At 73.2% G+C, this 13,725-nt stretch carries 14 protein-coding genes; 7 read left to right on the top strand and 7 right to left on the bottom strand.

Annotated elements, in window-relative coordinates; genetic code table 11:
* Window positions 1-234: 234 nt before the first annotated feature.
* On the top strand, window positions 235-1,248 hold the full coding sequence (locus K5O09_RS13790; protein ID WP_222170061.1) for an NAD(P)-dependent alcohol dehydrogenase: 1,014 nt from the start codon (window positions 235-237) through the stop codon (window positions 1,246-1,248).
* 117 nt (window positions 1,249-1,365) lie between these two features.
* Here the strand turns inward: K5O09_RS13790 and K5O09_RS19265 are convergent, their stop codons facing one another.
* Window positions 1,366-1,725 (bottom strand): helix-turn-helix domain-containing protein, encoded by a 360-nt coding sequence (locus tag K5O09_RS19265; RefSeq protein ID WP_034221090.1) that lies wholly within the window; start codon window positions 1,723-1,725, stop codon window positions 1,366-1,368.
* Window positions 1,726-1,812: 87 nt separating this feature from the next.
* Here K5O09_RS19265 and K5O09_RS13780 point away from each other — a divergent pair, with 87 nt between their 5' ends.
* The 4 genes from K5O09_RS13780 to K5O09_RS13765 all read left to right on the top strand — a co-directional run bounded on the left by K5O09_RS13780 (window position 1,813) and on the right by K5O09_RS13765 (window position 4,435).
* Window positions 1,813-2,232, top strand: a complete 420-nt coding sequence (locus tag K5O09_RS13780; protein ID WP_222170060.1) for a DoxX family protein — start codon at window positions 1,813-1,815, stop codon at window positions 2,230-2,232.
* A gap of 236 nt (window positions 2,233-2,468) precedes the next feature.
* Window positions 2,469-2,732: a luciferase family protein gene (locus tag K5O09_RS19575; RefSeq protein WP_368731348.1), complete on the top strand. Its 264-nt coding sequence runs from the start codon at window positions 2,469-2,471 to the stop codon at window positions 2,730-2,732.
* A 71-nt stretch (window positions 2,733-2,803) separates the two neighbouring features.
* Window positions 2,804-3,658: an SDR family NAD(P)-dependent oxidoreductase gene (locus K5O09_RS13770; RefSeq protein ID WP_081802176.1), complete on the top strand. Its 855-nt coding sequence runs from the start codon at window positions 2,804-2,806 to the stop codon at window positions 3,656-3,658.
* Window positions 3,659-4,024: 366 nt separating this feature from the next.
* Window positions 4,025-4,435 (top strand): PaaI family thioesterase, encoded by a 411-nt coding sequence (locus tag K5O09_RS13765; RefSeq protein ID WP_202595120.1) that lies wholly within the window; start codon window positions 4,025-4,027, stop codon window positions 4,433-4,435.
* A 103-nt stretch (window positions 4,436-4,538) separates the two neighbouring features.
* Here the strand turns inward: K5O09_RS13765 and K5O09_RS13760 are convergent, their stop codons facing one another.
* Window positions 4,539-5,783: a site-specific integrase gene (locus tag K5O09_RS13760; protein WP_202595119.1), complete on the bottom strand. Its 1,245-nt coding sequence runs from the start codon at window positions 5,781-5,783 to the stop codon at window positions 4,539-4,541.
* A gap of 224 nt (window positions 5,784-6,007) precedes the next feature.
* Window positions 6,008-6,856, bottom strand: coding sequence for a helix-turn-helix transcriptional regulator (locus tag K5O09_RS13755; RefSeq protein WP_222170059.1), 849 nt, complete (start codon window positions 6,854-6,856; stop codon window positions 6,008-6,010).
* A gap of 101 nt (window positions 6,857-6,957) precedes the next feature.
* Here K5O09_RS13755 and K5O09_RS13750 point away from each other — a divergent pair, with 101 nt between their 5' ends.
* Together K5O09_RS13750 and K5O09_RS13745 are read left to right on the top strand one after the other, a co-directional pair.
* On the top strand, window positions 6,958-7,716 hold the full coding sequence (locus K5O09_RS13750; RefSeq protein ID WP_222170058.1) for an SDR family oxidoreductase: 759 nt from the start codon (window positions 6,958-6,960) through the stop codon (window positions 7,714-7,716).
* 116 nt (window positions 7,717-7,832) lie between these two features.
* Entirely contained in the window at window positions 7,833-8,447 is a 615-nt protein-coding gene (locus K5O09_RS13745) for a YdeI family protein (RefSeq protein ID WP_222170057.1), read from the top strand.
* Between the two features lie 438 nt (window positions 8,448-8,885).
* Here K5O09_RS13745 and K5O09_RS13740 read toward each other — a convergent pair whose 3' ends face one another.
* From K5O09_RS13740 to K5O09_RS13725, 4 genes are read right to left on the bottom strand one after another with little or no spacing between them, the layout of a single operon-like run.
* Window positions 8,886-10,103, bottom strand: a complete 1,218-nt coding sequence (locus K5O09_RS13740) for an acyltransferase (protein WP_222170056.1) — start codon at window positions 10,101-10,103, stop codon at window positions 8,886-8,888.
* A complete protein-coding gene (locus K5O09_RS13735) occupies window positions 10,100-11,287 on the bottom strand; it encodes a glycosyltransferase (protein WP_255595497.1) in 1,188 nt (395 codons plus the stop codon). The genes K5O09_RS13740 and K5O09_RS13735 overlap by 4 nt, the downstream gene beginning before the upstream one ends.
* Window positions 11,284-12,468 carry a glycosyltransferase family 4 protein gene (locus K5O09_RS13730; RefSeq protein ID WP_222170055.1) on the bottom strand — a complete coding sequence of 395 codons (1,185 nt, stop codon included), beginning with the start codon at window positions 12,466-12,468 and terminating at the stop codon, window positions 11,284-11,286. The genes K5O09_RS13735 and K5O09_RS13730 overlap by 4 nt, the downstream gene beginning before the upstream one ends.
* Window positions 12,465-13,721 (bottom strand): hypothetical protein, encoded by a 1,257-nt coding sequence (locus tag K5O09_RS13725; RefSeq protein ID WP_222170054.1) that lies wholly within the window; start codon window positions 13,719-13,721, stop codon window positions 12,465-12,467. Before K5O09_RS13725 ends, K5O09_RS13730 begins: the two co-directional genes overlap by 4 nt.
* Window positions 13,722-13,725 lie beyond the last annotated feature (4 nt).

The raw sequence follows: 13,725 nt of genomic DNA, 5'->3' as shown, positions 1-13,725 counted from the left end.
CACACTGGTTCCGGTCGACCAATGCAGCGGGGTTCATGCACCGGCGTAACTTGGCCAACCAGGCCGAGCGCGCCTCGGCGACCTTAGGGTTCGAGCGTCACCCCGCCTCAGTTACTGGTCCCGAACGACTTCGCGGACCTTCACACCGCCGCCTTGGCCGTGCCAGGATCAACGGACCGTCCGGGGATAGTGCGTCAGGCTCCCGGCAGCACGACCTCAACGAAGGGGTTGGCGATGAAGGCAGCGCGGTTGCACGAGTTCGGCGGTGACTTCGTGGTGGAGGAGGTTCCCACGCCGGAGCCCGGTCCCGGTGAGGTTCGGGTCCGCGTCGGCGGCTCGGGCGCCTGCCACTCCGACCTGCACGTCCGGACGGGGGAGATCCCCGTCCACCTTCCCGCTCTCCTGGGCCACGAGAACGCCGGGTGGGTCGACGCCATGGGTCAGGGCGCCGAGGGCTTTGAGATCGGTGAACCCGTCGTGGTGTTCGGTGGGTGGGGCTGCGGTCGCTGCCGTGTGTGCCTGGGCGGCCAAGAGCAGCTGTGCGACACCATGCGGTGGGGCGGTATCGGCCCCGACGGTGGTTACGCGGAGTACATGGTCGTGCCGAGCACCCGGCACCTGCTGGCCGCTGGCGACCTGGACCCGACCCTCGCCGCCCCGCTGACCGACGCGGCACTCACCCCGTACTCGGCGGTGAAGAAGGCCCTCCCGCGTCTGGTGCCCGGCACCACGGCGGTGCTGGTGGGCGCCGGTGGGCTCGGCCAGTACGGGCTGCAGTTCCTCAAGCTCCTCTCCCCGGCGACGGTGGTTGTCGTCGACAGCTCGGCGGACAAGCGGCGCCTCGCCCTGGAACTCGGTGCCGACCAGGTGGTCGACCCGGCAGACGCCGACGCCATGGAGCAGATCAAGGCCGCCAGCCACGGCGAAGGCGCGGCGGTCGCGCTGGACTTCGTCGGGGCCGACGCGACGATGAGGCTGGGGGCCTCGTCGCTGGGCCCGCAGGGCCTGTTCGTCCTGGTGGGCCTGGCGGGAGGTTCCTTCCCGTTCTCGTTCTTCTCCCTGCCCGTCCAGGCGACGCTGACCAGCAGCAGCTGGGGCAGCCGCAACGAGCTGGAGGAGGTCCTCGCCATGGCCCGGACCGGGCGCCTGGTCTCCACGATCGAGCGGTATCCGCTGGGCGAGATCAACGACGTGTTCGCGCGCCTCGCCGCCGGGCAGGTCCAGGGCCGTGCCGTCCTGATCCCTTGAGCACACTCGTCCACGTCCCGCTAGGCGCGTCTGCCACGGCGAGCGGCACCATGCGCTGACGCGGCGCCCGCCGCCATCACCGCCTGGCCGAAGACAGCAGACATGACCCGGTCCGGGCTAGTCAGCCGCCCGGCTCCATTCTGCTGCCCAGGAAGCTATCGCGTCGATGACCGGTCCGAGGGCCCGCCCCTTCGCCGTCAGCACGTAGCGCGGTGCGCCTGCGCCGATCGGGCACGTGCGCGAGAGGAGTCCTTCGCGTTCCAGCTCCCGTAGCCTCTCGGCCAGCAGGCGGTCCGAGAGCCCGGGGATGACGGCGCGGATCTCACTGAAGCGCTCCGCGTGGGCCATCAGGGCGTGAAGAATGACACCGTTCCACCGTCGACCGAGCAGCTCGACGGTCTGGTGGAACGACGGGCAGTAGCGACCGCAGTCGTCGCCCGCGGGACCGACCGCCTCGTCCGCCACCTCGCCCTCCACGTCCGCTCAAGGGTGATTGACCCGCGCCCAGGGTACTGCTATACCTCAATCACTTACATCTGGTAAGCGGCGACCTGGGAGGGTGACGTGGAGGTCCTGGTGCTCATCGGCAGGGTGGTCTTCGCCTTGCTCTTCCTCGGCTCAGGCTTTGGCCACCTCACACAGCGGCAGATGATGGCCGGTTACGCCACCGGCAAGGGAGTGCCTGCCGCCAACCTGATGGTCCCGCTGACCGGGCTGCAGCTCCTGGCCGGCGCACCGATGGTGGCCCTGGGGATCTGGCCCGACGTCGGCGCCCTCCTGCTGGTGACCTTCCTGGTGCCCACAGCCTTCATCATGCACGGCTTCTGGGCCGAGACCGACCCCGGCGCCAAGGCTATGGAGCAGACCCAGTTCCTCAAGGACCTGGCCCTGGCCGGAGCGGCACTGGTGATGTTCGCCGTCTTCGCCTACCTCGGTGACGATCTGGGCCTGGTCCTGGTCGGCCCGCTGTTCAGCCTGTCATGAGCGGCGCGGTTCCCGTGGCCATGCCCGAGCGCCCGGGCCCGCGACCCTCGACGACCCCGACCAACCCGCACACCCAGCTCGACCAGCAGCCGAGCGACGACCGACCACGGCAGCGCCTCATCGGGCAGCTCGCCGACCTGCCGGATGTGGTCTGGGCGGCCTCGACGATCTCTGTCCCGGGTGCACAAGCGCTCACGCTGCCTCGGGGCCCACACCGAGGGCCACCCGACGCGTTCATGATCGACACCGAGTTCGCCCACCTCCACCCGGCCCCTGACCACTCCCTTCACCTGGTACTGCCGTCGGCGGCCGCCGAAGCCGCCATCGACGCCGGCTGGGCCGAGCAGCACCCCATCGCCCGCCTCGGGCTCATCTCGCCGGGTGCGGTCATGGTCTACGCGCCACGGGACGCGCACGAGGCGGACATCGCCGCCGGCCTCGTCCGGGCGTCCTACGCCTACGCAACTGGTTCGACGCGTTCGCTCAGAGCGAAAACCTGAGCGGCAAAAGAGGCCGCGGTCCACTCTCGGGTCCGCGCCCGATCCGAAGATCACTCAAGGAGGAGTGCCTCATGGCAGGAAGACTCGAGGGCAAGGTTGCCCTCATCACCGGTACGGCGGACGGTCAGGGACGGGCCGCCGCCCTCGCCTTCGCCGCTGAAGGCGCCAAGATCGTCGGGTGCGATCTCAAGGCGGAACTAGCCGAACAGACCGTCGAGCTCGTCCGGGCGCAGGGCGGTGAGATGGTCTCGATGCAGCCGCTGAACCTGGGCGACGAAGCCGCGGTGCAGCGCTGGATCGACTTCGCCGTCGAGCAGTACGGCGACTTCGACATCCTGTACAACAACGCCTCGGGTGTCCGCGGCGGCACCATCGAGTCCTTGACCCGCGCGGACTGGGACTTCGACATGACCAACGAGGTCACTATCTTGTTCCTGGCCATCCAGAAGGCCCTGCCGGTCTTCAAACGCAAGGGCCGCGGCACTATCCTCAACACCGGCTCGGTCGCCGCGATGGTCGGCTCGGCCATGCCCGGCAACGTCGCGGGCAACCTCGTCCACAACGTCGCCAAAGGCGCCGTCCTGCGCCTGACGACCAATCTCGCCGTCGAGCTGTCACCGTGGAACATCCGCGTCAACACCGTCTCCCCAGGGTTCATCGACACCCCCGCGACACGACCGCTGCTGGAGGCCGGCGGGCGCGCACCTGTCGAACGCGCACTGCTCAACCCGCGCGTGGGGCGACCGGAGGACATCGCCATGGCAGCTGTGTACCTCTGCTCGGACGAGGCCGACTACGTCACAGGCGCGAACCTGGTCGTCGACGGCGGCTGGGTCGCAGGTGGCGGCGTCGGCCGCCCCGACCCCGAGATCGAACAGATCTTCGGCGAGGTGATGAAGAAGCTGACCAACGCCCCCACCGCCTGACAGTGAGGATGTAGGCGAGCTCTCGACGACGCTCCCTGCCCTCTGCGTGACTGGCGGTGACCGACGCCGCCGACCCTTCGGTGCCGCCGATCTGGCCCGCCCGCGGCCGGGGCCTCGCGGTCGTGCTGCTGGCCGCCACCACCTGATCCCTCCGGCAAACACGGACCGCGGCGCTGGTCGCGGCATGGCGAAAGGTCAACGAAGTTGATGCCTGACATGGCAACGATGCTCGCGCACTGGACCGAGAGGGCCGGGCCCCACTCAGAGGGCGCGCTCCTGCCACCGCACCATGAACGGTGCCTTGGCTGCGGCCCGGACAACCCCCACGGCCATCACCTCCAGGTCCACCGCCGTGGGGACGGGGTGATGGCTGACCATGTCTTCGACGAGCGCCACGTCGGAGCTCCCGGAGTCGTGCACGGCGGCGCCGTCGCCACCGTCCTTGACGACCTGTTCGGGTTCCTGCCCTACCTGGTCGGAACGCCGGCCGTCACCCGCCAGCTCACAGTGGACTACCTGTCACCGGTGCTCGTCGGAGTCACCTACCGGATCGAGGCGACGGTGACGAGCCGGGAGGACCGCAAGGTCTTCGTCGTCGCCACCGTGAGCGACCTGGATGAACGCACCGTGGCCACGTCGAGCGCGGTGTTCATCACGGTCGACGTCGAACACTTCGCCCGGCACGGAGGCGTCTCCGGCGGTGGCCCGACACCACCCGTCACGGATGACCACCGTGACACCGGCCGGGAGAGCGCGGTGGGCCAGCAACGCGGGTAGTGCGTGTCTCGACAGCGATCTGTGCGCGCGAGCTCCAGCCGGACCCTGAACCCGCCACGCGCCCGAGGCCCGCGGAACCGCTTCGCTTGAAGCCCGGGGTGGGTCACCTCGAGGCGCGGGAGCGGGTGGCGTGAAAGGCGGCGAGTGCGCGCTGATCGGCGTCGCCGAGGGTGTGCAGGTACTTCTGGGTGGTCTGGATCTGCGCGTGGCCCATTCGCTCCATCACGGAGAGAAGGTCCGCTCCTCCGGCCAGCAGCCAGGATGCGTGTGCGTGACGTAGGTCGTGCATGCGAACGGGAAAGTCGATGCCGGAGCGTTGAACGGCCGGCCGCCAGTAGCGGGTGTTGAACGTGCCCCGCGAGAGGGGTTGGCCTCCTTCGGTCTCACGGGAAGGGAAGAGCAGGTCGGCCGGTCCCAGGCCGAGGTCATCGATCCGCGCGAGGAGGGCGTCGATCAGATCCTGGGAGACCGCGACGGTGCGCGGCTCGTCGTCCTTGGGGTAGGGCTTGACGATCATACGGCGCCCGGTTGGGGAGTCCTTGGTGGACACCTCCACGATGGTGTCCTGCACGGTCACCGTGCGGGCCTCGGTGTCCACGTGCCGGGGTCGTAGCGCGACGAGCTCGCCCCATCGCAGGCCGGTCTCGATGGCCGTCATGACCATGACCGTGAAGCGCGGCGGGATCTGCGCCAGCAGCCGGGTGTACTCATCCGGGGTGAGGGTGCGGGTCCTGGTGGTGATCACCTTCGGAAGGTCGGTCGCCGCGCAGGGGTTGAAGGGGATGATCCGGTCGGCCACGGCTCGGGCGAAGATCGAGTGCAGCATCACGTGGTACTTGACGATGGACCGCGCGGACAGGCCCTTGCGTCGCTTGTCGGCGATCGTCGTGGGTTTGGCCGCCTGGTTGACCCACTCCTGGACCAGGGCAGGCATGATCCGCGCCATTGGGTAGTCCCCGAAGAAGGGGACGAAGTGGATGCGCAGGTTCGAGGCGTACGCGGCGTAGGTGGTGACCTCCAGGTGGCGCGAGGGCAGCCACACGTTCTGGGCATACTCCTTGAAGGTGATGCGTCCGGCCCGTGGGTCGATCCACGTCCCCTCGGCGAGCGCGATCTCGGCGCGGACAGCGGCCTGCATGGCGGCCTTGTCGGTGCTGAAAGTCCCGACGGTGCGCTTGGCTCCTGAGGCGTCGCGGTAGCGGCCCTGGTACCGCTTCTTGCCGTCCTCGGCCCGCCGCACGGTCACCCACGCCATCTCGACCACCCCGGCCGACATGTGGGCCCAATGTGGGCAGACGCCGCCGGGCACTGGCGAACAGCGGCGAACGCCGGCGTACGCGAAACCCATGCTGATGTGGGTAGATGCATGCATTGAGCCTACTCAGGCGTCGTCCCCTGGCAAGAGGGCCTGCACTCATAACCCAGAGGTCGCAGGTTCAAATCCTGCCCCCGCTACAAGAAGACGAAGGCCCGGACCTGACGGTCCGGGCCTTCGTCGTGCGGGCCTTCGGACCTTCGGGTCTCCGGGCCTTCGGGCCTCCGGCGCGCCGGTACTCGTCCGCCGCGCGGCCGCTACCCGCGCGCCGAGACGCGCTCCGACCCCAGCACCGCCAGCAGCGCGAGCTTGCTCGCCGCCTCCGTGCGGGGCGGGGCGGTGAGCACCAGCAGCACCTGGGACGCGTCCTCGGTGAACAGTGCCTGGCAGTCCACCTCGATGTCGCCGATCTCGGGGTGGACGAGCACCTTGTGGTCGGCGAACCGGCGGCTCACCTCCTGCTCGGCCCACAGGGCGACGAACTCGGGGCTGCGCCGGGTCAGCTCCCGGACGATCTCTGCCGCGCGGGAGTCCGGGCCGGCGGCACCCAGGGCCGCACGGAGCGACGCGACCTGCGCGCGGCCCTGCCGGTCGTGGTCGCCCAGCGGGTAACGGCGGCGTCCGGTCCCGGGGTGGGCGAACCACCGGTAGATGTCGCTGCGCTCGAGGCCGGTCAGCGAGCTGGTGTCCCCGAACAGCGCCCGGGCGGGCTCGTTCTGCACGAGGGTCTCGGCGAGCGCGGTGATGATGAGCGCCGGCGTGTCCGTGAGGCGGTCCAGCACACGCAGCAGCCCCGGGGCGATGTAGTCGGGGGCGGGGTGGCGCTCCGGCGCGCTGTGGCCGGCCACCCGGAACAGGTAGTCCCGCTCGTCGGGCGTCAGCCGCAGGGCGCGCGCCAGCGAGGCGAGCATCTGCGTGCTCGGCTGCGGTCCCCGGCGCTGCTCGAGCCGGGTGTAGTAGTCGGTCGACATGGCGGCGAGCTGCGCGACCTCCTCCCGCCGCAGCCCCGCCGTGCGGCGCCGGACACCGGCGACGAGGCCCACGTCCGCGGGCTGGAGGATGCTGCGGCGGCTCACGAGGAAGCCGGCGAGGAGGTCGCGATCCACCCGTGCAGTATGGGCGTGGCCCCGCGGTCCAGCCAGGGACCGGCGATCCCCCGACGAGCGCTCTCTGGAGCGGTCCCCCGGTCCCCCGGACAGTGGTGGGCATGGACATCTCCGGCAACACGATCGTCATCCCCGGTGCCACGAGCGGCATCGGCCTGGCTCTCGCCCTGCGCCTGCAGGAGAAGGGCAACACCGTCGTGGTCGGCGGACGGCGCACGGAGCTGCTCGCGCAGATCGCCGCCGAGCACGGGCTCGGCACCGTCGTCGTGGACACCACGGACCCGGTCAGCATCCGCGCCGCCGCCGCCCAGGTGGTCCGCGAGCACCCCGACCTGAACGTGCTCGTCACCATGGCGGGCATCATGCGCACCGAGGACTGGACGACCCCCGGGTTCCTCGCCGACGCGGAGCAGACGGTCGTCACCAACCTGCTCGGGCCGATCCGCCTGATCGCCGCGTTCACCGAGCACCTGCAGTCCCGGCCCGCCGCCACGATCATGACCGTGTCGTCCGGGCTCGCGTTCGCCCCGCTGCGGGTGACGCCGACCTACAACGCCACCAAGGCCGCGATCCACATGCTCAGCGAGTCGATCCGGCTGCAGCTCGCCGGCACGTCCGTGCAGGTGCTGGAGCTGGAGCCGCCGGCCGTGCGGACGGACCTCGTGCCCGGGCAGCGGGACAACGAGCTCGCGATGCCGCTCGAGGACTTCGTCGCCGAGGTGGTGGAGCTGATCCAGACGCAGCCCGACGCGACGGAGATCCAGGTCGAGAACGTGAAGCTCCTCCGCTACGGCGAGGCCCGCGGCGACTACGCGCAGGTGGTGGCGACGCTCAACAGCCTGGACCGGCACGCGCGCTGACGAGCCGCCGCCGGGTCGTCCCGGCGGCGGACCCCGGCGCCGCCCCACCCCGCGGCCGCACGTTCGGTGTCGGTGGGGTCGCGTACGGTCGAGCCCCCGACCCCGAGGAGCGCCCCGTGCCCGCGACGACGCCCGCACCACCCGGACGTCCGGCCCCCGCCGGCCCGCCCCCCACGCTGACCGTTCCCGACGTCGCCGCGTGGCGGACGTGGCTGGACGCGCACGAGGACGACTCCGACGGGGTCTGGCTGGTGCTCGCCAGGAAGGGGGTCGTCGACCCGACGTCGCTGACGTACGCGGAGGCGCTCGACGAGGCGCTCTGCAGCGGCTGGATCGACGGCCAGCGGCGCGGGGGCGACGCCGCGACGTTCCTCCAGCGGTTCGTGCCCCGGCGCGCGCGCTCCCTGTGGTCGCAGCGGAACGTGGAGCACGTGGCGCGCCTCGTGGCGGAGGGGCGGCTGCGGGAGCGCGGCCAGGCCGAGGTCGACAGGGCGCGCGCGGACGGGCGCTGGGAACGCGCGTACGCCGGACAGGCGTCCGCCGAGGTGCCGGCCGACCTGCTCGCGGCGCTGGACGCCGTGCCGGGCGCCCGGGCCCGGTTCGACGCGCTGGGCCGTCAGCAGCGGTACTCCGTGCTGCACCCGCTCATGACGGCGCCCGGGGACGCGGTCCGGGCGACGCGCCTCGAGCGGGCGGTGCGGGCGCTCAGCAGCCCGCCGGACGACCGCTGAGCGGCCGACCCCGCGCGGGACGGGACGGAGCACGGACGGCCTCCGCGATCCGCGCGACCGCCGGCTCGACCTCCGCGACCCGACGCGCCAGCTCGAGCAGCGTGAAGGTGCGTCGGACGCTGCCGGGCGCGAGCTCGAGGACCTCGACCCGGCCTCCGTGAGGGCGAGCGCGAGGTCGGCGGCGACGGCCGACCTGCCCTCGCCCCCGGGGGCGGGACGACCCGCGGCGCGGACCGTCGAGGTCAGCAGCACACCGCCGGCCTGACCGGCCTCGACCCACTCCTCGCGCGACGGCCGACCGCGGGGAGAACCCGGTCGTCTTCGTCACCTGGAAGGTGCTCGTCGAACCGTGCTGATCCGGCCTTCGGCAAGCCGGATCATCGCAGCTGAGGAGCACTCGTCTCGCCTGCGGAACGCTCTGCCCCTGAGAGCTCCGGGTCAGCGGGCGTGCTCGACCGCGCGGCGATCGCCGTGCGCGGGGCCTTCCTGCGCCGGGCTCTCGGACCGACGTCGCGCCGCTGCGTGGCGGCCGCCGAGGCGCCGCTCGAGGGGGACCTCGACGCGCGTGTGGAGGAGCCACGCGAGGCCGGCCGAGACGACGAGGCACAGCGCGGGCCCGGTGCCCGGCGGGGCGCCGGCCGGCAGGAGGTGCCCGATCAGGCGGATGACGAGGTGGTGCACGAGGTAGAAGCAGTAGCTCGCCTCGCCCGCGAGGACGAGCGCGGGGTTGTGCAGGACCGAGCGCTCGCCCGCGGCATCGGCCTGCGCGCTCACCACGAGGAGCACCGCGATCGGCACGACGGTGACCGCGGCGATCCCGAGCCCGGTCGGGTCGAGCCCGGCGACGAGGTACGCGGCGAGGACGACGATGGCCGCGACCCAGCGCGGGACAGGCACCCGCCGCCCGCGCACCGCTGCGACGAGGGTGAGCCCGAGGACGAACTCCGGCAGGCGGGAGATCGGCGCGACGTACACCGCCCACGCCGTCACGGAGTTGGGCTGCGCGAACGTGGTCGGCAGCGCGAGCGAGGCCCAGGTGCCGAGGGCGACGACGACCCCGACGCACGCGAGCCGGAGCCCCCGGGTGGCCCCCGTGCGGAGGCGCAGGACGAGCGGGGCGAGCAGCGGGAAGAGCAGGTAGAAGAACGCCTCGGTGCTCAGCGACCACGCGACGGGGTTCCACACGTAGTAGACGCGCGCGTCGGGCACCCACGACTGGACGAGGAGCAGCGCGAGCACGTCGGCGCCGGGGCGGCCGAGCTCCGTGCCGAGGACGTGCGAGACGACCAGCCCGGCGAGCATCGCCACGAGGTAGGCGGGGTAGAGCCGTGCCGCACGGCGGCGCCAGAAGGTGCGCGCGGAGGTGCCCGACGTCCAGGAGAGTCCCAGCAGCATGCCGGAGAGCACGAAGAAGAACGAGACGCCGAGCCGCCCCTGGGCCGTCAGCGCCGCGAGCGGAGCGAGGTTGACGTGGAAGCCGAAGACGAGCAGCGCGGCGACCGCGCGCAGGCTCGTCAGCGACGCGAGGCGCGTGCGGGGCGGTGCGGTCGGCAGGTTCGTGGTCGGGCCACAGGCCGACGACCTGGTGAGCGACGACCCGACGGCCGCAGACCCGACGGCCGCAGACCCGGGGGACGGCCCGGGCGAGCCGGTCACAGCACGGGCGCGAGCCAGGACAGCAGCTCGCGGTGGAAGACGGGGAGCGCGAAGTCCCGCGCGCGCGCGACGCATGTCGCGGGGTCGGCGCCCGCGACCGCGCGGACCGCCGCCGCGAGGTCCACGGGCCGGTCGGTGGGCGCGACCGCGCCCGGGAGCGCGGGCTCGACGATCTCCCGTGCGCCCCCCACCGGGCCGACGACCACGGGTGTGCCCGCGGCGAGGACCTCGACGGGGAGGATGCCGAAGTCCTCGATGCCCGGGAAGACGAGGGCGACCGCGCGCGCGAAGAGCGCGTACATGAGGCCGTCCGACGGACCGTCGACGAGGTGCACCGGGACGCTCGCCCGCTCGGCGAGCTCGACCAGCCGGGCCCGCTCAGGGCCCGAGCCCGCGATGACGACGGGGAGCCCGAGCTCCTCTCCCGTCGCGATGACGAGATCGAGCCGCTTGTAGGCGACGAACCGCGACGCGCCGAGCAGGAACCCGTCGCCGAGGCGGTCGAGGAGCGCCCACTCGTCCGGCGTGAGGGGCTGCGCCGGGCCGGCCGTCGCCGCGGCCACCGCGCCCGGTCGGTCCGCGGGGTGGCCGTCGGGCCCGGCTCCCGTCGCCCCCGTCTCCGCGAGCGTCGCGGTGACTCGGTCGACGTCGACGGGCGGATGGATCACTCGTGCCTCGCGGTCCCAGTGCGTGCGGATCCGGTCCGCGACGAACGCGCTGTTCGCGGCGAGCTCGGCCGGCTCGCCGGCGCGGTGCCTGTCGAGCGCGCGGAACGGGACGGCCATCGCCCGCACCCACGGGCGGTCGCCGCGTCGGTCGAGCGACGGCTCCCAGAGGTAGCGCGCGGGGCTGTGCACGTAGACGTACTTGCGGAAGTCCGCCGGCTGGTCGGTGAACCGCACGTGGTGCGCGAAGAGGTGCGAGCTGACCAGCGCCCAGTCGTAGGCGCCCGGTCGCCGGCGCCAGGTGGCGGGCAGCAGGGGGAGTGCGGCCGCCTTCGACCGGCGGAGGGGCGTGCGGGCGAGCCACGTCTCGTGCACGTCGCGTCCGGGGTAGCGGCCGGGCGCGTCGGTCCACAGGCAGTGCAGGTCGAGGCCGGGCAAGGCGCTCGCCATCGCGTCGAGGACGAGCTCCGACCCGCCGCGCCGGGCCACCCACTCGTGGACCAGCACGCCGCGGCTCACGACGTCCTCCGCACGCCTCGACCGAGGCCTCGCGATCGGGACCGTGGCATGCCGCGGCCGAGCGCGAGGAGCAGGCGCTCCTGGGCCTCGTCGAGGCCGCGGGCGGTCGCGTCGTCGAGGAACGCGTCGAGGTCGGCGCACGCCGGCTCCGCCTGTGCCGTGCCGGCCGGCCGGCCCGGCGCGAGGAGGCGGGCCACGGCGTCCGCGACGGCCTCGGGGTCCGGCGCGCGCAGGGCGGTGCCGCTGCGCGCGACGCGCAGGATCTCGGCCGCGCCGCCGCCCGACGTGGAGACGACCTGGCAACCCGCGGCCAGTGCCTGGACCAGCACCTGGCCGAACGGCTCCGGCTCGCGTGGCGTGTGCAGCACGACGTCGACCTCGGCCAGCTCGGCGGCGACGTCGCCGACGTGGCCGCGGAAGACGACCGGCACGCCAGCGGCGGCCGCGAGCCGGTGGCACCGCTCGAGGTACGCCTCCGAGCCCGGGTGCGGACCACCCAGGAGGTGCAGCTCGATGTCGACGTCGAGGCGCTCGCGCAGCACCCGCACGGCCTCGATGGCGATGTCCTGGCCCTTCCACTCCTGGAACCGGCCGACGGCGGCGAGCCGGACGGGTCTGCCGCGCCCGCCGGGCGCCACCGCACGCAGGGGCCGGACCGACCCGCGCGTGAGCCCCGAGACGGGGAACGCGATCTCCACCGGGCGGCGCGCCGCGACCCGCGGCAGCTGGTCCGCGGTCCACCTGCTGTTGGCGAGGAAGCCGTCCGAACGGACCATGATCGCCCGGTAGAGCACGGCCTTGACCGGGCCGACGGCGTCCCGCGTGAGGTGCTGGCGCACGTAGGTGACGCGCGGCGCCGACCGGAAGCCCGACGTGTGCACCGCGACCGCCGCGCGCATGGAGTTGCAGACGACCAGGTCGGGTCGCAGCCGCTCGAGGTGGTCGCGCAGCTCGCCGGGGCCGAGGTCCGTGCCGCCGGGCGGCAGCACCGCGCGCACCGCGGCACCGCCGTCGTCCGCACCGTCCGCGCGGTCCGCGACGCGGTCGGCGACCGGCCCGCCCGCGAGGAACACCGCCGAGCGGCGCAGGTCGCTCGGCTGCTCCAGGTAGCGGGCCAGCCCGAGCTGCCCGCCGCCCGGGCGTCCGCTGTGGTCGACGTGCACGACGTGGGTGGGTGTCATCGTCTTTCGACCTCCGAAGGCACGGTCCGTGCCGGTGGTGCGGTGGGAAGAGGAGGGCGTCCGGCCGGGGACGGGCGGTGACGCAGCGCCAGGAGCGTGCCGGCCCCGACGACCTCGCCGGCCGCGAGCCCGGCCGCGACGCCGGTAGCGCCGGTGAGGAGGCCACCGCCGACCATGGCCAGGGTGCCGAGGCCCGCGCTCGCGACCGTCGAGGCGAGGACCGGGCGCCAGTGGTCGGCGAAGCCGAAGACCATGCGGACGAGCGGGGTGGAGACGCCGAGCGCGAGGAACGCGAGCGACTGCCAGGCGAGCACGACCGGGTCTGCGCGCACGTGCTCGCCGAAGAGCAGGCCGCTGACGGCCGGGCCGAGGGTGGCGAGAGCGGCACCGCCGACCAGGCCGAGCAGGAGGTGCAGCCGGCGCCCCACCTCGACCCGGCGTGGCGAGCCCGCGCACCAGGCGGCGAGCGCGTTGCCGAGGCCCACGACGACGAGCAGCGCGTACCGGTAGAGCCGGTCGGCCGAGACGAAGCCCGCCGCGCCCGCCCCGCCCGCCGCACCGGCGAACGCCGTGGCGAGCGGCACGGGCAACGTCGCGGCGACGGTGCCGAGCAGCACCGAGGCGCTGCCCTGCCAGGCGAGGGCGACCTCCGACCACCACCGGCGCGGCGACGCCACCACCGGTTCGCCGGTGCCGCGCAGCACGGTGTGCGCGAGCCGGGCGACCGCGATCAGCTGGACGGCCGTGAGCGTCACGGGGTAGACCTGCGGCGACGCGCCGAGGGCCAGCGCGACCGCCGAGGCCAGCGCGGCGACCAGCTTGGGTCCGGCCTCGAAGACCAGGAGCCGGCGGGCCGATCCCTCGCCGATGCAGTACCAGCCGACGGCGAGGCCCGTGGTGGTGGTCGCGGCGGCCGTCGTCGCCGCGAGCGCGTGGCTGCCCGGGACGAGGGCCGCGGCGAGCACGCCTGCGAGCGGGCTGCACGCGAGGACGAGGGGCAGACGCACCCGGAGGCTGCGGGCGAGCACCGCCGGGCGACCGGCCGGTGCGGCGACGGCGACCTCCGCCTGCCCGACGAGGTTCCAGCCGAGCATGACGACGGCGGCCGCGAGCGTGCCGATCGCCTGACCCGTCCCGAACGCGACCCAGCCCTCCTGCCCCGCGCTCCGGGACAGCAGCGGCAGGACGAGAAGCGCCGACGCCGAGCCGAGCACCGACAAGGACCCGAAGCCGAGCAGCCTCCCCACGAGCACGCGA

Source organism: Cellulomonas sp. C5510 (assembly GCF_019797765.1).
Lineage (GTDB): Bacteria > Actinomycetota > Actinomycetes > Actinomycetales > Cellulomonadaceae > Cellulomonas.
Note: the sequence above shows the minus strand (reverse complement) of the source record. Positions and strands in the feature narration are given on the sequence as shown.

Bases quoted from the DNA above. Each gene is read 5' to 3' on its own strand.
- K5O09_RS13790 (WP_222170061.1), top strand. From the start codon at position 235: ATGAAGGCAGCGCGGTTGCACGAGTTCGGCGGTGACTTCGTGGTGGAG.
- K5O09_RS19575 (WP_368731348.1), top strand. From the start codon at position 2,469: ATGATCGACACCGAGTTCGCCCACCTCCACCCGGCCCCTGACCACTCC.
- K5O09_RS13770 (WP_081802176.1), top strand. From the start codon at position 2,804: ATGGCAGGAAGACTCGAGGGCAAGGTTGCCCTCATCACCGGTACGGCG.
- K5O09_RS13765 (WP_202595120.1), top strand. From the start codon at position 4,025: ATGGCTGACCATGTCTTCGACGAGCGCCACGTCGGAGCTCCCGGAGTC.
- K5O09_RS13760 (WP_202595119.1), bottom strand. From the start codon at position 5,783: ATGGGTTTCGCGTACGCCGGCGTTCGCCGCTGTTCGCCAGTGCCCGGC.
- K5O09_RS13750 (WP_222170058.1), top strand. From the start codon at position 6,958: ATGGACATCTCCGGCAACACGATCGTCATCCCCGGTGCCACGAGCGGC.
- K5O09_RS13730 (WP_222170055.1), bottom strand. From the start codon at position 12,468: ATGACACCCACCCACGTCGTGCACGTCGACCACAGCGGACGCCCGGGC.